Annotated in this window: 18 protein-coding genes and 1 pseudogene; 8 read left to right on the plus strand and 11 right to left on the minus strand. The window is 63.8% G+C overall.

Annotated elements, in window-relative coordinates:
* Positions 1–28 precede the first annotated feature (28 nt).
* A complete protein-coding gene (locus tag X743_RS163900; RefSeq protein ID WP_013895920.1) occupies positions 29–793 on the minus strand; it encodes an ATP-binding cassette domain-containing protein in 765 nt (254 codons plus the stop codon).
* A complete protein-coding gene (locus tag X743_RS163895) occupies positions 790–1,956 on the minus strand; it encodes an ROK family transcriptional regulator (protein ID WP_023764131.1) in 1,167 nt (388 codons plus the stop codon). Before X743_RS163895 ends, X743_RS163900 begins: the two co-directional genes overlap by 4 nt.
* Before the next feature lie 51 nt (positions 1,957–2,007).
* On the opposite strand from X743_RS163895, the gene X743_RS1000000171910 reads away from it, so the two are divergent.
* Genes X743_RS1000000171910 through X743_RS01000000168630 form a run of 3 tightly spaced genes read left to right on the plus strand, consistent with a single transcriptional unit; the run spans position 2,008 to position 4,074 of the window.
* Positions 2,008–2,181, plus strand: a complete 174-nt coding sequence (locus X743_RS1000000171910) for a hypothetical protein (protein ID WP_156934384.1) — start codon at positions 2,008–2,010, stop codon at positions 2,179–2,181.
* Positions 2,178–3,356, plus strand: a complete 1,179-nt coding sequence (locus X743_RS163890; protein WP_023764132.1) for a M24 family metallopeptidase — start codon at positions 2,178–2,180, stop codon at positions 3,354–3,356. Before X743_RS1000000171910 ends, X743_RS163890 begins: the two co-directional genes overlap by 4 nt.
* Positions 3,343–4,074, plus strand: coding sequence for a peptidase dimerization domain-containing protein (locus X743_RS01000000168630; protein ID WP_245264155.1), 732 nt, complete (start codon positions 3,343–3,345; stop codon positions 4,072–4,074). Before X743_RS163890 ends, X743_RS01000000168630 begins: the two co-directional genes overlap by 14 nt.
* Positions 4,075–4,308: 234 nt before the next feature.
* Here X743_RS01000000168630 and X743_RS01000000168635 read toward each other — a convergent pair.
* From X743_RS01000000168635 to X743_RS163865, 6 genes and pseudogenes are all read right to left on the minus strand, one after another.
* Positions 4,309–5,072: pseudogene (locus X743_RS01000000168635) on the minus strand (ABC transporter permease).
* Positions 5,069–5,842 carry an ABC transporter ATP-binding protein gene (locus X743_RS163885; RefSeq protein ID WP_023764133.1) on the minus strand — a complete coding sequence of 258 codons (774 nt, stop codon included), beginning with the start codon at positions 5,840–5,842 and terminating at the stop codon, positions 5,069–5,071. The pseudogene X743_RS01000000168635 and the gene X743_RS163885 overlap by 4 nt, the downstream one beginning before the upstream one ends.
* On the minus strand, positions 5,842–6,870 hold the full coding sequence (locus X743_RS163880) for an ABC transporter substrate-binding protein (protein ID WP_023764134.1): 1,029 nt from the start codon (positions 6,868–6,870) through the stop codon (positions 5,842–5,844). Before X743_RS163880 ends, X743_RS163885 begins: the two co-directional genes overlap by 1 nt.
* Positions 6,871–6,961: 91 nt before the next feature.
* A complete protein-coding gene (locus X743_RS163875) occupies positions 6,962–7,405 on the minus strand; it encodes a VOC family protein (RefSeq protein ID WP_032922878.1) in 444 nt (147 codons plus the stop codon).
* Positions 7,402–8,145 carry a FadR/GntR family transcriptional regulator gene (locus tag X743_RS163870; RefSeq protein WP_023764136.1) on the minus strand — a complete coding sequence of 248 codons (744 nt, stop codon included), beginning with the start codon at positions 8,143–8,145 and terminating at the stop codon, positions 7,402–7,404. Before X743_RS163870 ends, X743_RS163875 begins: the two co-directional genes overlap by 4 nt.
* Positions 8,142–9,581, minus strand: coding sequence for an FAD-binding oxidoreductase (locus tag X743_RS163865; protein ID WP_023764137.1), 1,440 nt, complete (start codon positions 9,579–9,581; stop codon positions 8,142–8,144). Before X743_RS163865 ends, X743_RS163870 begins: the two co-directional genes overlap by 4 nt.
* Positions 9,582–9,724: 143 nt before the next feature.
* On the opposite strand from X743_RS163865, the gene X743_RS1000000171915 reads away from it, so the two are divergent.
* Positions 9,725–9,892, plus strand: a complete 168-nt coding sequence (locus X743_RS1000000171915; RefSeq protein WP_023764138.1) for a hypothetical protein — start codon at positions 9,725–9,727, stop codon at positions 9,890–9,892.
* A gap of 66 nt (positions 9,893–9,958) precedes the next feature.
* Here the strand turns inward: X743_RS1000000171915 and X743_RS163860 are convergent, their stop codons facing one another.
* Positions 9,959–11,263 (minus strand): M23 family metallopeptidase, encoded by a 1,305-nt coding sequence (locus tag X743_RS163860; protein ID WP_023764139.1) that lies wholly within the window; start codon positions 11,261–11,263, stop codon positions 9,959–9,961.
* Positions 11,264–11,562: 299 nt separating this feature from the next.
* On the opposite strand from X743_RS163860, the gene X743_RS163855 reads away from it, so the two are divergent.
* From X743_RS163855 to X743_RS1000000173220, 3 genes are read left to right on the plus strand one after another with little or no spacing between them, the layout of a single operon-like run.
* On the plus strand, positions 11,563–12,558 hold the full coding sequence (locus X743_RS163855) for a sterol desaturase family protein (protein ID WP_023764140.1): 996 nt from the start codon (positions 11,563–11,565) through the stop codon (positions 12,556–12,558).
* A gap of 8 nt (positions 12,559–12,566) precedes the next feature.
* Positions 12,567–13,178 (plus strand): hypothetical protein, encoded by a 612-nt coding sequence (locus X743_RS1000000173215; protein WP_245264156.1) that lies wholly within the window; start codon positions 12,567–12,569, stop codon positions 13,176–13,178.
* Positions 13,163–13,696: a GNAT family N-acetyltransferase gene (locus X743_RS1000000173220; RefSeq protein ID WP_245264157.1), complete on the plus strand. Its 534-nt coding sequence runs from the start codon at positions 13,163–13,165 to the stop codon at positions 13,694–13,696. Before X743_RS1000000173215 ends, X743_RS1000000173220 begins: the two co-directional genes overlap by 16 nt.
* Positions 13,697–13,772: 76 nt before the next feature.
* On the opposite strand, the gene X743_RS163850 is transcribed toward X743_RS1000000173220, so the two are convergent.
* The gene (locus X743_RS163850) at positions 13,773–14,240 is read right to left on the minus strand and encodes a peroxiredoxin (protein ID WP_023764141.1); all 468 of its coding nucleotides are present in this window, start codon (positions 14,238–14,240) and stop codon (positions 13,773–13,775) included.
* Positions 14,241–14,335: 95 nt separating this feature from the next.
* Here X743_RS163850 and X743_RS163845 point away from each other — a divergent pair, with 95 nt between their 5' ends.
* Positions 14,336–17,716, plus strand: a complete 3,381-nt coding sequence (locus X743_RS163845) for a DUF3971 domain-containing protein (protein WP_023764142.1) — start codon at positions 14,336–14,338, stop codon at positions 17,714–17,716.
* 7 nt (positions 17,717–17,723) lie between these two features.
* Here the strand turns inward: X743_RS163845 and tyrS are convergent, their stop codons facing one another.
* Entirely contained in the window at positions 17,724–18,977 is a 1,254-nt protein-coding gene (gene tyrS, locus X743_RS163840; protein ID WP_023764143.1) for a tyrosine--tRNA ligase, read from the minus strand.
* Positions 18,978–19,124 lie beyond the last annotated feature (147 nt).

The following is a 19,124-nucleotide window of genomic DNA, read 5'->3' on the forward strand; positions in this document are numbered from 1 at the left end:
CCTGTTAAGCCGGACCCCTCTTTGTCCCTCAGCCCGCCGGTCCGGCACCGGCAAGCGTTTCACCGGTGATCATGTTGATCACCGCATCGGGACTTGTTTTGCTGCGTGCGACATCGCCCGCCACGACGCCTTGCCGGATCACCACGATCCGGTCGGCGACCTGAAAGGCCTGCTGCATGATGTGGGTGATGATGACGACGCCGATGCCCTGGCTCGCCACCTGGCGGATCATGTCGAGGCCGCGCCGCGTCTGCTCGACACCAAGGGCGGCGAACGGTTCGTCCAGAAGCACCAGCTTGCCGCCCCAGTGTACGAACCGGTTGAGCTCGATGGCTTGGCGCTGGCCGCCCGATAGGTGCTCGACATTGGTGCGCAGAGACGGAATGCGGGTGCCGGCGCTCGCCAGGGCCTTCCCAACGACGGCCTCCATGGCGCGCTCGTCGAGCACGGGAATGCCGAGAACCTTCCGGGTGATCTCGCGGCCCATGAAGAAATTGGCCACCACATCGACATTGGTGCACAGCGACAGGTCCTGGTAGACGGTCTCTATGCCCGCCGCCTTCGCTTCGGCGGGCGATTTGGCGAGAAACTCCTTGCCCTCGAACAGCATGCGGCCCGAGGTCGGCTCCAGTCCGCCCGCTATGATCTTGACCAGTGTCGATTTGCCGGCGCCGTTGTCGCCGAGCAGGGCCACGACCTCGCCCTTGCCGATCGAGAAGCTGATCCCCTTCAGCGCTTCGATCGCGCCATAGTTCTTGGTGACGTTGTCGAGCACCAGCAGAGGTTCACTCATGCGGCAATCTCCTTGGCCGCCAGGAGATCGCGGCCACGCTCGCGCTCTGCCGTGAACATCTGCCCGAAGCGCGGCGACAACACCCCTGAAACTGCAAGGGCGGCGGCGCCGCGCAGCACGGATTGCTGACCGCCGCCCGCGACGACCACGCGGGGCGCCTTGCGGTCGCCGCGGGCCGAGACCGAATTGAGCAGCGGCGTTGCCGCGCCCGCCAGAAGTTGCAGCAAGTCCGGCGCCGCCAGCCCGCCGAGCACGATCGTCTCGGGATCGAACAGGTTCTCGATGATGGCGATGGCATTGCGGAAGATCGGGCCGACCTCAGCCACCCAATCGGCGTCGTTGCCGGCCCAGCGCCCCCGTGCTTCGAGCGAAAGATAGCGTTCGAGGCAGCCCCGGTTGCCGCAAGGACAGGGCTCGCCGCCGGGAACGACGGGAATGTGGCCGATTTCGCCGGCATTTCCCCAGGCGCCGCGCATCACGCTGCCGTCATGCATCATGGCGCTTCCCAGCCCGACGCCGAAATAGAGATAGTAGTATTCGGAATGGTGGACCCCGATGCCGTAGAGGCGTTCGCCCATCGCGGCGGCGGCCATGTCGCTTTCGAAGAACGCCGGCAGTCCCGTCGCGGCCGTCAGCCGCTCGCGCAGCGCCACATCCTTCCAGCCAGCCATCGTCGTTGGCCCGACGAAGCTCATGGCCTCCACGCCAAACGGTCCGGGAAGCGCCATGCCGATGCCGATGACACGGCCGCCGGCCCGCTTCCCCGTTAGATCACGGACCATGCCGCCGATCTCATCGAACGCATGATCGGGCGCCGCGTTGGGCGCTTCGCGGTGCGAACTCTCGATCACGTCGCCGCTGAGATTGATCAGTGCTGCATCTATCCCGAGCGGCGTCAAATGGATGCCGACAGCATAGCCGCCCTCTGGATTGATGCGCAGCGTCGCCGGAGGTAGGCCGCGCCCCTTGGGTTCCTCTCGCAGGGACAGGATGTAGCCCTGTTCCTCCAACTCGCGGACGATGGTCGATACGGTCTGCACGGTGAGCCCGACATGCCGGGCGATATCGCCGCGGGCGATGGGGCCGTTACGGCGGATCGACTCGAGCACGATGCGCCGGTTGTACGGCCGCCCAAATTCCTGATTGGTCCCCCGCAACGCCATGCCTTGCACTCCCAACGGATACAAGTTTGCATCAAAGATTTATTCAGTCAAATGGAATTCAAAAATAAATCAGCAAAAAGTCACGGGGGCAAAAAGGCGCTGGGATGGACGTTGCTGGGTTTAGGACCTGTTCAGGTGCCGCCCTTGGCCGATTGCCGCAATCGCGAGAACCGCTTCAATGGTGGCCAAGCAACCGCGACGCAACACAGCATGGAGCAAAGATGATCGAATTGCCGTTTGCCCGCGAGGAGTACCAGCAGCGGCTTCGCAAGATCCGCGCCGAGATGGCCAAGCGCGGTCTCGAGCTCCTGATCGTCAACGACGTTGCCAACCAGCACTATATCACCGGCTATGACGGTTGGTCGTTCTACACGCCGCAGGTGGTGCTGGTTCCCGTGGAAGACGTCGAGCCGGTCTGGATCGGGCGCGCCATGGATGCCGCCGGCGGTCTTCTCACCGCCTGGATGAGACCCGAGAACGTGGTCGGCTTCCCTGAAGATCACGTCCAGCGTGTCGATCGCCATCCGATGGACTGGATCGCCAGCTGGATAGTGGCAAAGGGCTGGGGTATCAGGCATATCGGCATCGAACTCGAAGCCTATTATTTCTCCCCGAAAGCGCATGCGCGGCTCGTCGCCGGCCTTCCCAATGCAAAATGGCACGATGCCGATCTCCTGGTGAACTGGATCCGTGCGGTCAAATCGGCGCCCGAGATCGCCTATTTGCGCAAGGCGTCGACCCTGGCCGAAGCGGCGGTGGCGCGGGCCTTCGAGGTGATCGCGCCGGGTGTGCGCGAGTGCGATGCGATTGCGTCCATCCAGGCGGCGCAGATCGCCGGCAGCCCGGATTTCGCCGGCGACATCACGGCCCTTCCGCCGACAATCCTCGGCGGCGAGAACGCCTCGGCCCCGCACATCATGTGGAGCGACCGTCGGTTCGGGGACAACGAGACCATTGCTCTGGAACTCGCCGGCGTCTGCCGCCGCTATGCCGCCGGGTTGGCGAGAACGATGCAGCTTGGCAAGACGCCGACGCGTGTCGCGGACACGGCAAGGGCGGTGATCGAGGGCATGGACGCGGTACTCTATGCGGTCCGGCCAGGAACATCGGCCGAAGCGGTCGAAGGTGCATGGCGCAAGGTCATCCAGCGCTACGGGCTGAAGAAGGAGTCGCGCATCGGCTATTCCATCGGCGTCGCCTATCCGCCGGATTGGGGCGAACACACGATCAGCCTCCGCCCGGGTGACAAGACGGTGCTTCAGCCCGGCAACGTCGTTCATTCCATCCTCGGCATGTGGATGGACGGCTGGGGTATCGAGATCAGCGAGACCATCCTGGTCACCGAAACCGGCCATGAGACGCTGACCAGGTTCCCGCGGGAGATCCATGTCAAAGCCTGAGGGATCGGTCATGGCCGACGGTGGCGCGATTTCCGGCGCGGTCGAAATCGGCGCCGGCATGCTCGATCGGATGATCGAGATCCGCCGCCATCTGCACCGCAATCCGGAGCTGTCCAACCACGAGGCGAACACGCATCTTTATCTCAGGCAAATGCTGGCCGGGCAGGGAATTGCCGACATTCGTGATGTCGCGGGCTTTGGCCTTGCGGTCGACATCGTCGGCACCGGCGCGGGTCCATACACTTTGGCGTGCGACACCTTCGATGCGGTCGTTACCGGCTCGGCGGCACATGCGGCAAAACCGCATGAAGGTGTCGATGCGCTGGCCGTGGCCTGCTCCCTGGTGACGGAATTGCAGAAGATCGTCTCGCGCGAGATCGATCCGTACGACCCCCTGGTGATTTCCGTGACGGCCATCAATGGCGGCAACGCCTACAACGTGTCCGCCGGCAAGGTCGCACTGAAAGGCACCGTCCGCAGCGGCAGCGATGCAACCCGCGAGCGGGTCTGGCGCCGCGTTCGCGCGATAGCCGAAGGGATGGCGGCAAGCCATGGGGCGCATGTCGAGGTCGATATCCACAGGGGTGAACCGGGCGTCGTCAACGATGTCGAGATGGCCGAGTTGATTGTCGCCAGCGGCAAGGCCTGCATCGGCGCCGACGACGTCCTCAACACGCCTGGATGGACCGTTGCGGACGACTTTGGCTACTGCAGCTAGAAACGTCCTTCGGTCTACTTCCGGCTCGGAATCCGCAACGAGGAAGCCGGATCTGTCTTTCCGCTGCACCACGCCAGGTTCCGCGTCGACGAGGCCGCCTTGAAGGTTGGCGCGGCCACCCTGGTTTCGGCGGCGACCCGTTTTCTGTCGATGCAACCTAAAAATGCAGACTAACGGAAGCGGTCTAAGGACCGGCTCGTGCGGATTGCACGAGCCGGCAAAACGGTCGCCTTTTCAGTATTTGATGACGCGGCGCTCGACCATCACCACGATGCAAAACACCGCGATCGACAGGCACGACGACAACACAATTGCCGCGTAAAGCCGGTCCGACTGATAGTTGAAGCTCGCCTGGATGATGAGCGCGCCGAGGCCCTTGTCCGAGCCGATCCATTCGCCGACGATGGCGCCGATCACGGCTGTCGCCGAAGCAATCCTGAGCGAGGAAAACAACATCGGCAGCGCGCGGGGCAGGCGCAGGTCCCAAAAAATCTCCCAGCGCGTCGCCGACAGCACCCGAAACAGCTCGTGCTCGTTGTCGCTGGGTGAATCCAGGCCGCGAATCATGTTCACCAGCGTCGGGAAGAAGCAGATCACTGCCGCGATGACGATCTTCGGCGTCATGCCGAGCCCGAAGATCAGGATGATNGGATGATGATCGGCGACAGCGCCAAGATCGGAATGGTGTTGAAGAACAGCACGATCGGGAAATAGGCGGCCTGCAGGATGCGGCTGTGCACGAAAACGACGGCGAGCAGCACGGCGGCGAGGTTGCCGATGACGAAGCCGGCCAGCGCCTCGATCAGCGTCGGCCTCAGATTGTCCATGAGCAGAGCGAAATTCTTCTGGAAGGTTCCGAAGATCGCCGTCGGGGTCGGCACGATATAGGTCGGAACACCGAGGAAGGGCAGAAGGTACTGCCAGGCAACCAGCAGCGAGGCCGCGCCGAGGACGGGCAGGGCTATCGCCAATTGCGGAGAGAGTGGCGCCGGCCTCACGATGCGCGCTCCAATGCGGTGCGCAGTTCGGCCATGGCGGCGACGATCGCCGGGTCTTCGCGCGAGCAGCGGTTGCCGTCCTGCTTGATCGGCCGCATGTCCAGGTCCTTGACCAGCCGTCCCGGATTGGCGGCGAGAACGATGACCCGTTCACCAAGATAGGCGGCTTCGGCTATCGAATGGGTGACGAACAGGATCGTCGTGCCGGTGCGCCGCCACAGATTGAGAAGCTCGTCGTTGAGGCGGTCGCGGGTGATCTCGTCGAGCGCGCCGAACGGCTCGTCCATCAGCAGCAGCTTGGGCTGACCAAGCAAGGCGCGTGCGATTGCCACGCGCTGGCGCTGGCCGCCGGACAGCTGGTGCGGCAGACGCTCACCGAAGCCGGCAAGCCCCATGAGCTCCAGCAATTCGTCGCTGCGGTCTTCTATCTTGCGCGTCAGGCTGCCTTGCCCGATGCCAAGCGGCAGACGCACATTCTCGCGCACGGTACGCCACGGCAGAAGCGTCGAGTCCTGAAAGACGAAACCGACATCGCGGCGCGAGCGCACCGCGTGCGGCGTGTCGCCGAGCACGCTGATCTTGCCGCCGAGCGGATCGAGCAGGTCGGCGACCACGCGAAGCAAGGTCGACTTGCCGCAGCCGGACGGTCCGAGGATCGACAGGAAGGAGCCGGCCTCGACGGTGAGGTCGAGGCCGGAAAGCACTTCGACGGCCGCCTGGCGGCTGCCATAGCCGACATCCAGCCTGCTGGTTTCGATCGCGTTCGCCATCAGGCGGCGGGCGCATCGAGCTTCGGCCGCTCGGCAGCCGAAAGTTCGAGGATCTTGGTGGTGTGGACGTCGGCGGCCGCGGGCCGGCCATTCGGGTACTGGCCGACCTTGTCGAGCAGCGCCAATTGCTCCTCGATTGACGCCGGGTCGAAGGTGCCCCAGCCGTCCTTGGCTGTTGCGCCATCGAAGGAGAGCTTCAGCACGAGGTTGACGGTCTTTTCTTCCCAGCCGAGGTCCATTTCGGGATAGGCGGCAACCATTTTCTTCACTGCCTCCTGCGGGTTGGCGTGCACCCAGCCCCAGCCCTTGGCGACCGCGCCGATGAACTTGGCCAGCGTGTCCGGATCTTTTTCGATCGCGGCGTCGGTGGCGAAATAGACGTCGGCGTAGGAATTCAGGCCGAGGTCGCGCACCAGAAGATCGATGCGGTCGTCGCCGAGGACGCTGAGCGCCTGTGTGTTGGTGATCCAGCCGCCGATGGCATCGACATCGCCGCGCACCAGCGGTCCCTTGTCGAAGCCGACATTGATGACGGTGACATCGGACGCGCTCATGCCGTTCTTGGCCAGGATCTCGTCGATGACGAAACGCGCCGTCGGCTGGATGCCGATCTTCTTGCCCTTGAGGTCGGCAATGCCACGGATCGGGTTTGCCGCCTTCGACGTGAAGGCATAGGGGCCGGTGCGGAAACCGCAGGCGATGATCTTCACCGGCACGCCGCTGGCGCGCGCTGCAAACAGCTGCGGCGTTTCGGAGAACTGGCCGAGCTGTGCTGCGCCCGAGATCACCGGCGGCACGGTCGAGGCGTTCGGGCCGCCCGGGCTGAATTCCACCTCGAGCCCGGCATCCTTGAAGTAGCCGTTGGCGACGGCGGCGATGTCGCCGATCTGTCCGTTGGACACCAGCCAGTCATACTGGATGACGACCTTTGCGGCGGCCTTCGCTCCCGGCGTCAGCGCCAGCTGCATCCCGGCCGATGCGGCGGCGACAGCCGCCACGCTGGATTTCATGAAGCTGCGGCGGTTCATGTCGTAATGTCTGTTCCCATTCATTTTTCGCTCCTGTTGCAAGACTGTCTCGTCTCTTCATTACGCGCCGTTCCCTTTGGCGCGGTGTCGTCTACGGCTGTTCGTCGTGGTAGTCGCCCGGGCCGCCGTCGAGCCAGGCGTAGAGTTCCCAGAGTGTGTCGTCCGGGTCGGTGAAATAGGCGCAGCGCGCATTCCAGACATAGTTTTCGGGTGGCCCGTAAAACGGCACGCCCTTGGCCGTCAGCTCGGCATGCAGCCGGTCGATCTCGTCTGGCGTATCGAGCCGGACGGCGACGCAGACCTTGTGCGCGTGGCGTGGCGATCTCAGTTTCGAAACGCCGGCATGCTGGCCGATATGGTCGATCTCCCAGGCTGCCAGTGTCACGCCCTCGCCATGGAAGTCGGCGAAACCCTCGGCGCGGCGGCGCAGGCGGAAGCCGAGCTTGTCGACATAGAACGTCACCGTCCGCTCGATGTCCTCGACCAGAAGGCAGACGTCGGAAATCCGGCTGATGCTTGTGACGGCCATGCTCATCTCCCTCCGCCCGTACGTTCGCCGCGCACGAGCGGCAGATTGACGCCGACACGGTTGGCCGCGCCGATGATGTGCGCGCGCATCGCGGCCTCGGCTTTTGCCGCGTCGCCGGCGACCAGCGCCTCGTAGATGCGCACATGCTCGCCGACGTTGACTTCCACCAGATCGTGTAAGGGGTTGGTCTGGCGTGCGTAATAGATCGAGCGCCGGATCTGTTCGCAGACGAAGGAGATGAAGCTGTGGATGTAGCTGTTGCCCGTCGCCCGGGCGATTTCGCGATGAAACAGAAGGTCGGCGTCGATGCTGCCGTCCTCCCACCGCTCCTCGCCGCTCATGCGGTCGAGCGCCGCCTTGATGGCGTCGAGATGCTCCTGGTCGCGCCGCTCGGCGGCAAGCGCCGCCGATTCGGCCTCGAGGATGCAGCGCAGCTCGAAGAGCCGCTCCATGTTCTGCCCCTCCTTCAGCGTCTCGCGGTCAATGCGGATCGCCGCCCGCTGCTCCGGCGCCAGGACGAAGGAGCCTATGCCTTGCCGTGCCTCCACCATGCCGTCGGCGCGCAATTGCGCGATCGCCTCGCGCACCACATTTCGGCTGACGCCGAATTTTTCGGAAAGCTGCTGCTCCGTCGGCAGCAGGGCGCCCGGATTGAGTTCGCCGGACTCGATCTCGCGGCTGAGGAACGCAGCGACCCGGCGCGGTAGCGCCTCGACGGTGCCGATGGCGGCCAGTCGTTGTTTCATGAACAGGTCTCCGTCACAGGGAACAGGCAGCCGGGATTCATCAGTCCGGCCGGATCGATGGCATTTTTCAGCGTGCTGACCAGACGGCAATGGACGGGAGACATGCCGGTCCAGTAGACGCGTTGGCGGGTGCGCCCGATGCCATGCTCGGCGCTGACCGAGCCGCCAAGTGCGTTGACGATGTCGTACAGCCGGGCGGTGATGGCGACGCCCCTGGCGCGAGCGTCGGCCTCGGCAAGATCAAGCGGCGGCAGGACGTTGAAATGGATGTTGCCGTCGCCGGCATGGCCATAGGCCTGTGAAATCCAGCCCGGATGCTCCAGCGCCACAAACCCGCGGGCCTGGGCGATCAGCGTGGGGATGTCGGAGATGCGCACCGAAAGGTCGGTGCGTACGTGATAGCCGCGCCTGGCCTGGCCTTCGACCAGCCCTTCGCGAATGGCCCAGAATGCCTTGGCCTGTGCGCCGCTCTCGGCCAGCACGGCGTCGGCCACGAGATGCCTCTCCATGACGCCGGCGAGGAAATCGACCAGCAGCGAGCGGAGTTCGACGGCAGCGCCCGACGACAGCTCGATCAGCACATGAACAGGGGCATCTACCGGCGCGACGATGGTCGGGTCGGCCAGGCGCGCAAGCTCCATGCATTCCGAGCCGATGATCTCGAAGGCTGATATCAGGTCCGAGCAGTCGCGCCGGGCCTGCCTGAACAGGGCGATCGCCGATTCGAACGAGGGAAGGCCGAGATATGCCGTTTCGATCTGGCCCGGTTTTGGAGAAAGCTTGACCTCGACGCCGGTGATGATGCCGAGCGTTCCCTCCGCGCCGATGAAAAGCTGCTTCAGGTCGTAGCCGCGATTGTCCTTGCGTAGGCCGGAAAAGCCGCTCCACAAGTCGCCGTCCGGCAGCACCACTTCCAGGCCGACGATGAGATCGCGGGCCATTCCGTAGCGCAACACGTTGACGCCACCGGCATTGCTGGCGGCATTGCCGCCGATCTGGCAGCTTCCCTGGGCGCCAAGCGCCAGGGGAAACAGGCAGTCCTGGTCATCCGCCGCGTCCTTGATGTGCTGGAGGATGCAGCCGGCGTCGGCCTGCAGGGTGAAATTGTCGGCATCGACAGAGCGGATCCTGTTCAGTCGCTCCAGGCTGATGACCACGGCGCCGGGCGTCGTGCCGATGTCGATCGCACCAGCGACAAGCCCGGTGTTGCCGCCCTGCGGGATCATCGCCAGACCGAGCGTGCCGCATAGCCGCACGGCAGCTTGAACCTCGGCGACCGAGGCTGGCTTCAACACCGCAAGCGCGCTGCCGTGATGATCGCCGGACCAGTCCGCGAGGTATTTTGCCATGCTGGTAGGATCGGCAGCCACGCCGCTCTGCCCCAGGACACGCTCCAGGGCAGCGAGAATGTCAGGCGAGATGCCGTGGAAGGTCATTGTCCGGCCGGTCTGGGTGCGTATGGTTATACATATCATCCTACAACTGGCGTGCTGTCAACGGCCAAGCCGCCTGTCACAGGGACTCGTGGACAGAAAGTCGACCGGTGTCCCGCCGGTCCCCTGCGCACTAAATAGAAGATATGAATACGATCTATGCCTTGCTGGTCTTCGCGGCGGCCATTGCAATCATCTATCTGGGCGGCCGATGGAACACGTCGGATACCGACCACTATATGGGCTTCGAAAACCTACGTTCGCCCCACAAGGGGAAAGCCCGCAACGATGACGAGGATCCGAAAAAGGAATGAGGAGCCGGGGACGGCGGTTGCCTGACCGGTTCTGGCGTATCAGCCCGCCGATAGGCGCCCGGCACCTCAGAGAAACTGCGCGACCTTCTTGCCGACGGTGAGAAAGCGTAGCGGATCGATCGCTTCGCCATTGTGGCGCACTTCGTAGTGCAGATGCGGGCCGGTCGAGCGGCCGCTGCTGCCGGTCTTGCCGAGGACGGCGCCGGCATCGACCTTCTCGCCGACGGTCACGTCGATTTCGCTGAGATGCCCGTAGCGGGTCGCAAAGCCGTTGCCGTGGTCGACTTCCACCATGCGGCCATAGCCGCCGTTCCACCCGGCCTTGGTGACGACGCCGGGCGCCGTGACCTTTGCCGCCATGCCGATCGGCGCCCTGAAATCCATGCCCGAATGCAGCGCGGCGGTGCCGAGGAGGGGGTCGGTGCGAACGCCGAACGGGCTGGTGACGGAGTGGCCGGGTGCGGGGTTGGACAGCGGCAGCTGCCGCGCTTCCTTCTTGAGATGGTCGAGCGCATCCAGGGCTTCGTCCAGTTCCTTGACCTTGCTGTCGAACATCATCGAGCTGTCGAGCGGGATCAGCGGTCCGCCGACATCGCTCTGGTCCTTGCCGAAATCGCTGTCGACCGGCAGTCCGGCCGCTTGCAGCGCCTGGGTGATCGCGTCGGCGCTCTTGTAAGCGTTGTCGGCAAGCGCGCTGATGCGGGTGAGCTGTTCGGTCTCGATCGATTTCAGCGACTGGTTGATCGAGACGAACAATTTGTCGGCGCGATCGGCGGCTGAATCGTTTGGCAACGGATCGGAGCGGGTCGACCACAACGAGAACGGCCTGGTGTCCGCGGCCCCCAGGTCCGCGCTCAGGCTGGCGACCGCGTAATTCTGCGCCGGCTGGCTGATGCTGCCGGTCACCTCGGCGGATTTGTCAGGCTTCGCGGCTGCTGCCGGGGCCTCGCCTGGCACCGTTCCGACGTCATTCTCGGCGCGTTCGAGCAACGGGCCGAGGCGGCCGTGACGCTGGCTGAGCTGCGTCTGCCGGTCAAGCAGCTCGCTGACCTTGGTCTCCATCAATTGCTGATCGAGCAGCTGGCGGCTGGTGATGCGGTCGACCTGGGCGCGCAGCGCCGAAATACGGTCCTCGTAAGCCTGCTGCATGCGCGCCTGGCGCGCGGTGGTGGCGCCGATCAGGTCATCGCGCAGCACCAGATAGGACGTGGCCAGCAGGTAGCCGACGGCAATGGCGGCGAGTGCTGAACCGATGAATGCCGCGAGCCAGGGTCGGATCGTGAAGTGCCTGATCTCGTTACCCCGGGCAATGATGACCGTGTGGGGTTCCTTGCGCCTGCCGAAGACTGCGGACTGACCGGTTGCGTTCACGGGACCAAGCTTTCGTTTACGACACACGACGGCTTGATTACACATTATTAGGGTTAACAAAGGCTTGCCGGATCGATCGCACGGCAACGAATACACGCGGCGAGGGCAGTGGGTTGCATCAAAACTGCCAAGGGAGCGGCCATCGTGCACCGTGCCGCGCACCATGTTTCAACCAGAAGAGCGGGTCACTCGCCGATTAAGGTCAAGAATCCTTAACTCTCTTTGATTGCATTTACTTGACGGTTTCCGGCTAAAGGCGTGATGGGTTTGGGAATCTATTGAAGATGGCGGTCCAAGGGATGCTGAGCGATCTGGTTGGCAAGGTCCTCGACAAGCTCTCCGGCACCAGTCTGCTGGCGACCGGGCTTCTGCTGCTGACCGCCTTGGTCAGCGCGCTCGTGGCCTATTGGCGCACGGTCGAGCAGAAGAGCTGGAAGGAGTTTTTCGAGTTCGCCATCCCGCATGAGGTCATCACCCATCCCTCGGCGAGAGCCGACCTGCTGTTCTGGGTGACGAAGAAGGCCCTGATGCCCTTCCTGATGCTGCCCGCCGGAATTGTCTTCGTCACGGCGGTGGGCTACGGGACCAACAGGCTGTTCTCGACACTGTTCCAGTTCCAGCCGCCGCTGATCGAGGGGCCGGCGGGCCCGGTAACGGTGCTGATCTTCACCATCACCATGCTGCTCGCCTACGACATTTCCTATTATCTCTATCACGTCGCCCAGCATCGCTATCCGGTGCTCTGGGAACTGCACAAAGTGCATCACTCGGCCGAAGTGATGGTCGGTATCACCAAGGATCGGGTCCACCCGCTCGACGAACTGATGAACCGCGCCTGGGACGGTATCGTGGTGGGCATCTGCTTCGGCATCTGGTCGCTGATTTCGCTGAACCTTGTCGAACTGACGGTCTTTGGCATCAACGTCTACGTCATGCGCAACATCCTGATGATGGATTTCGTCAGGCATACGCATTTCAAGATCTCGTTCGGCCCGCTCAACAATTTGATCCTGTGTCCTCATTGGCACCAGCTGCATCACAGCACCGACCCGCGCCACTACGACAAGAATTTCGGGCTGCTCTTCTCGTTCTGGGATCGGCTCTTCGGAACATTGTGCGTGCCGAAGCCCGAAGAGGATTTCAAGTTCGGCCTGGTCGATCGCGATGTGCGCGACTACCAGTCGCTTGCCGGCCTCTATGTCATGCCGCTGAAGCGAATGTGGAGGCATATCGCGCGGCGCGTCCGTCCCGGAAAGCCGGAGACAACGCGGGCATCGCAAAGGGCTCAGCCGTGAACGCTCCCATGGCACCTACGATCCCGCGGAGCTTCGTCTTCGAAGTCGTGACATCGGCGGCGCGTTTGGACGAGATCGCCCCGGCCTGGACTGCGCTTTGGCAGCGAGCCGGCGGGCTTGTCTTCCAGCATCCGGCCTGGATCGCGGCCTGGTGGCGCACCACCCCCCATCAGGAGCGGCGCACGCTCAGGATCGGGCTGGCCTGGAACGGCGACCGGCTCGAAGGCGTGATAGCGCTCGCCACCTTCAAGCGCTCCGGCATCCGCATTCTCGAATGGGCGGCGAAGGATCACAGCGACTACGGCGACGCGCTGTTTGCCCCCGGCGGCGACCCGCAACAACTCTCCCGGCTCTGGCAGTATGTTCTCGACCAGGGCGGCTTCGACCTCATCTATCTCAATCGTCTGCTGCCGGATGCTGGTTTCCGTGCCCTGCTGGATCCGGCCTCGCACCAAGGCAAGGCGCTTCGGCGCAACACCGCTGCGAAATCAGCTACCGTGTCGAGGGCTCCTGGCCGCGTGGCGCGGACTGGTTCGAGACGCTGTCCAAAAAGGCCCGGCAGAACTACCGTCGCGGCCGCAAGTTCATGGAAGAAGGCGGCGCTTTGCGTTTTCGCCTGATGGATGCCGGCGAACCGCTCGAGCCGGTGCTCGCTCGGGTCGCGGCGCTGAAGCGGCTGTGGCTGGTGCGGCACGGCCGCGTTTCGGACCTGTTCGATGAAGGCTCGCCCGTTCTCGCCGCCCTTGTGTCGGTGCTGGCCGAGCTCGGGCTGTTGCGTATTTTCGTCTTGGAGCTCGACGATACGATCGTCGCCGTCTCGATCAATTTCGAACAGCACGGCACCATGATGGCTTTCGTCACCACCTACGATCCCGAATACGAGCGCGCCTCGCCGGGTATGGTGCTGATGGTGGACTATATCCAATGGTCGCTCGACCGTGGCCTTGGCAAAATTGATTTCCTCTGCGGCGGCGAGGATTTCAAGCGGCGCTTCGCCACGCAATCGGTCAGGCTGTCATCGGTGATCGGCGCGCGCGGCTTGCGCGGTCGCCTCGCCGCGCTGGCCGATCATCTGAACCATGTTTCGAAATCCTGGCGGGCGCGACAGCAGCCGAAGGCGGAAACAGCTGAAGAATAAGCACGCTCGATTTCGGCATCAGCCGGATTTTCGTGCGCCGACATGAAGGCTATGTCGCCGTCGGCCTTCGTGGCGCTCAGAGCGCGCGGACCGCCTCAAGAACTTCCTCGGCATGGCCCTTCACCCGGACCTTGCGCCAAATCCTGGCGATCCGGCCATCGCGCCCAATCAGGAACGTGGCGCGCTCGACGCCCATGTACTTGCGGCCATACATCGATTTCTCGACCCACAGATGGTAGGCATCGATCACCTTGCGCTCCTCGTCGGCGGCGAGGTCGACGGTGAGGCTGTATTTCGACTTGAACTTGTCGTGCTTCTTGACGGGGTCAGGCGACAGGCCGATCACCATGGCGCCGGCCTTCTCGAATTCCGGCTTGAGCTGTGAAAAGCTGATCGCCTCTTGCGTGCAGCTTGTTGTGTCGTCCTGCGGATAGAAATAGAGCACCACGGGCTTGCCGAGGGATGCGGCAAGGCTGATCGAGCCGCCGCCGTCTCGCGGCAGGTCGAATTGCGGCGCAAGATCGCCCACGACGAGGTCAGCCATACCGATGCCCTTGTTTGAGGTTACGCGCGAAGCCACACCGATATAGTGTCGACCGGGGATTCGTCCACGAGCGAGTTTGTACAACGGAAGATTGCGTGGATCAGGAGCAACCGCAGCACGAGAAGATCAGGTTCAGGCGCGATGAGATCGCCGACCTGGGGACCTTGCCGTCCGCGTGCCGGGTGCCGCCGCTTGGCCAGGCCCGGATTGGACGTGGCTTTCGCATCCTTTCGCGCGTGTTCGCCGGCATGGTCGCGCTCATGCTGCTGGTCGCGACGGCTGTCTATCTCGTCGGTCTTTCCGGCATTGGGGCAGACCGGCTGCGCGTCGAGGCGGAAACTGCTATCGAGAAACTCGCCGGCGTCGATGTCCATGTCGCGGTCGGGCCTGCTCGCATCACACTCGACAGTTCGAGTTTCGTTGCGCTCCAGGTCAGCGACGTCAGCCTGAAGACGAACGACGGCAAACCCATGGCTGACGCCGGGCGTGTGCGCTTCGGCGTCCGCCTTGTGCCGCTGCTGTGGGGTGAGGTGCGGCTGACCAGCGCCAGGATTTCCGATGCGCGCATCGTCATGGCGGCGATGCCCTCCGGCGGCGACTGGACCGCCGCGCTGCGCAATGAGGACGGCCTCGTCGATCCCGAGAAACTGTCGGACGCGGTGTTCGGCAACATCCATCGCGCCCTCGACGCCGTGCGGGAAGATTCGATGCGCCGGATCGATCTCAGCAATGTCGAATTCGTGCTGCCCGATACCGGATCGATCAAACTGGTCAAGATCGCCGACGCCACCGTCGTTCAGTCGGGGCCGGGCGGCATGGAGTTTTCGTCACAGGCCGATGTCGACGGCAGGACGATCAAGGTTGCCGCTTCTGCCACACGCGATGTCGCGGCACATCGCGTGACGGCGCTGGAAGCGAGCATCGATCTGGCGGCTGCAGCCGACACCACGGCCGGCGCCGGGAAGCTGGGCGCCGTCGCGTTGAAGCTGAAGGGATCGGAAGGTGCCGGCACGAATGCGTCGCAACTGACGGCCGCGGTGTCGTCGACCGGGTCGGTGCTCGATCTCGGCACACGTGGATTGCTGCCGGCGGACGTCGCGGTCGATGCGACGCTTGTCGCCGGCAGCAACAAGATCCAGGTGGACAGGATGCTGTTCAAGACCGGCCGGTCGACATTCGATTTCGCCGGCTCTATCGGGCCGAAGCCGGCGTCGGGAGCGGCCGGCGAGGAACCCGCCTACCGCTACGATCTGACCAGCGACGGTTCGTCGCTGGCGCCATCGGAGTCACCCGAGCCCGCGTTGAGCTTCCTTGCGCGAATAGCCGGCGTGTACCAGACCAAAAGCCACAAATTAGTGGCCGAGCAGATCGCGCTTCGTTCCGATACCAGTGGCGAAGTGCTGGGGACCGCCGCCGTCGAGTTCGTCGAAGGCAAGGCGCCCGGGATCAACCTCGCCTTCAACATTCACAACATGCTGGTCTCCCACGTCAAGCAGCTCTGGCCGTGGTTTTCAGCGCGCAATGCGCGGCTCTGGGTGCTGAGCAATCTGTTCGGAGGCCGCGTCGTCGACGGCAATCTCCAGTTCCAGGTGGTGCCCGATCGCCTCGGCAACGGTGTGCCGCTTTCCGCCGACGAAGTGTTCGGCCGCTTCCAGATCGACGGGACGCGTTTCGACACGGCCGGCCGCATTCCGCCGATACGTGATGCGGTCGGTGTCGTCGCCTTCCATGGCAATGACGTCGACGTCTCCCTGTCCTCGGGCACCGTCTTCATGCCCAGCGGCCGCACCGTGGCGGCCATCAACGGCACGCTGGCAGTAAAGGCGGCGAACCGCCCGCCGGTCATCGGCGCGCTCGATATTGACGTTGCCGGCGACGCGGCGGCCGTCGCCGAACTGGCCTCCTACGAACCGATCAATGCCATGCGCCATGTCGGCTTTCTGCCGGATGACCTGTCCGGCAGCGTCACCGGCCATGTCAAGGCCGATATCCCGCTGCAGTCCGGCATCGACAGCTCCAAACTCGACTGGCTCGTATCGCTCGACTACACCAGCCTTTCATTGGCCAAGCCGTTCGAAGGGCAGACCGTGACGGATGCCGACGGCTCGATCACGGTCGATCCCGAAAAGGCGGTGATCTCGGCCAAGGCATCGCTGAACGGTATTCCGGCCGAACTCGACCTCGTCGAGCCGCTGGCCGATGATGGGCCGGCGCGCAGCCGCAAGGTCGCCCTGGTGCTCGACGACAAGATCCGTGCCGCCGCCATGCCCGGCCTGACGCCGCTGCTTGCCGGCACGGTGAAGGTCGCGATCGACAAGAGCGGCAGCGGCAATCAGAACGTCTCGGCCGACCTGACCAATGCCAGGCTGGACATTCCCTGGGCCGGCTGGAGCAAGGGGGCAGGGGTTCCCGCCACCGCCACATTCGTCATGACAAAGTCGGGCGAGACCACGACGCTGTCCGACTTTGAGCTCGACGGCAAGACCTTCTCCATCGACGGTAACGTTGTCCTGCTCAACGGCGCCCTGTCGTCGGCAAAGTTCAGCAAGGTTACCCTGAACCGAGGCGATGACGTGGCGGTGTCCGTCAGGCGATCGGGCAAGGGCTATGCTGTCAACGTCAGCGGCAACGCCCTGGATGCCCGCTCGCTGATCAAGCAGTTCACCTCGGACGTCGACACCGCCACCAAGACCACTGGCGCCGACGCCATTTCGGTGAGCGCCGACGTCGACCGGCTCACCGGTTTCCACGACGAGCAACTGTCCAACCTGAAGCTCGACTACAGCGCGGCCGGCTCGCGGGTGAACGGCCTGAAGGTCACTGCGACGGCAAGTTCTGGCGCCGCCATCACCATCAGCAACACCACCGGTGGCGGCCAGCGCGCGCTCAACGTGCAGTCCGCGGACGCCGGCGCCATATTGAGGTTCCTGAACGTCTACGAGCACATGGAAGGCGGGTCGATCATGCTGGCCCTGTCGGGAGCCAGCGACGGGCCGATGAAGGGCAAGGTCGACACCAGCAATTTCTTCGTCGTCAACGAACCGAAGCTCGCCTCCATCGTCTCGACCACCCCGGCCGGCGACAGCCGTAGCCTCGACCAGGCGGTCAAGGGCAAGCTCGACACGTCGCGGGTCAAGTTCGAGCGCGGCTATGCCGAGATCGAGAAAGGCAGCGGCTATCTGAAGCTGGCCAACGGCGTGCTGCGGGGGCCGCGCATCGGCACGACCTTCCAGGGCATCCTGTACGACCAGAACAACAACATGGACATGACCGGCACCTTCATGCCGGTCTACGGCCTCAACCGCATCTTCGGCGAGCTGCCGATCGTCGGTGCGCTTCTCGGCAATGGCCGCGACAGGGGCCTCATCGGCGTGACCTACAGGCTCAGGGGCAATGCCAACAAGCCGGTGCTCGACGTCAATCCGCTCTCGGTGATCGCGCCGGGGATATTCAGGTCGATCTTCGAATACCGGTGAAGCGGCCTTAGATAGGCCGCACCAGAATATGTTTTTTCCTGCCGAGTGAAAGCTTTACGACGTTTTCCGGACTCAGATCCTGAAGCGTCACCAGCCGGCGCTCGTCGCTGACAGGCTGGTCGTTCAGCCGCACCGCGCCGCCTTGCACATGCCGCCGCGCTTCGCCGTTCGACGCCGCTAGCCCGGCGGTCACCAGCAGCGACAGGATCCCGACGCCGGCTTCGAGCTTGGCGTTCTCAACCTCGACGGTCGGCAGCGATTCGGCGAGCGCGCCTTCCTCGAACGTCTTGCGTGCCGTGTCGCTGGCCTGTTCCGCGGCAGCGCGACCATGCAGCAATGCGGTGATCTCCGTGGCGAGCACCTTCTTGGCGTCGTTGATCTCGGATCCGCCGAGCCGCTCGAGGCGCGCGACCTCGTCCAACGGCAGCGTCGTGTAGAGTTTCAGGAACCGGCCGACATCGGCGTCCTCGGTGTTGCGCCAATACTGCCAGAACTCGTAAGGCGAGAGCATGCTGGCATCGAGCCAGACCGCGCCCGAGGCGGATTTGCCCATCTTGGCGCCTGACGAGGTGGTGAGCAGCGGCGTGGTCAGCGCATAAAGCTGCGCGTCCTCCATGCGACGACCGAGGTCGATGCCGTTGATGATGTTGCCCCACTGGTCGGATCCGCCCATCTGCAGCCGGCAGCCGAGCCGCTTGTAAAGTTCGACGAAGTCGTAGGCCTGCAGGATCATGTAGTTGAATTCGAGGAAGGACAGCGACTGCTCGCGGTCGAGCCGCAGCTTGACGGAATCGAACGCCAGCATGCGGTTGACTGAAAAGTGACGACCGACATCGCGCAGGAAATTGACGTAGTTGATCTTCATCAGCCAGTCGGCGTTGTTGACCATGACGGCGTCGTTCGGGCCACTGCCGAATTTGAGGTAAGGCATGAAATTGCGACGGATGCCGACGAGATTGTCGTCGATGTCCTGCGGGGTCAGAAGCTTGCGCGCCTCGTCCTTGAAGGAAGGATCGCCGATCATCGAGGTGCCGCCGCCCATCAGCGCGATCGGCCGATGGCCGGTCTGCTGCAGCCAGTGCAGCATCATGATCTGGATCAGCGAGCCGGCGTGAAGGCTCTTGGCGGTGGCGTCGAAGCCGATATAGGCCGTCACCGTTTCCGTGGCGAAGAGATTGTCGAGGCCGGCATCATCCGAAGTCTGATGGATGAAACCGCGCTCGCTCATCGTGCGCAGGAAGTCGGATTTGAAGGCAGGCATGGTTTCTTTCCCGAAAGCGTCCGCCCGTCCGGCGCGGCCGTATGTGAACGGGCGCGTTTAGCATCCAAGCGCGATCAGCAAAAGTGGTTTCCGATCTTGCGTCGGATTGCCCGCCAACCAAAGGGGTGCGATCAGCAGGGGGTGGAT

Origin of the sequence: Mesorhizobium sp. LNHC232B00, assembly GCF_000502435.1 — a bacterium.
In the GTDB taxonomy this organism is placed as follows: Bacteria; Pseudomonadota; Alphaproteobacteria; order Rhizobiales; family Rhizobiaceae; genus Mesorhizobium; species Mesorhizobium opportunistum.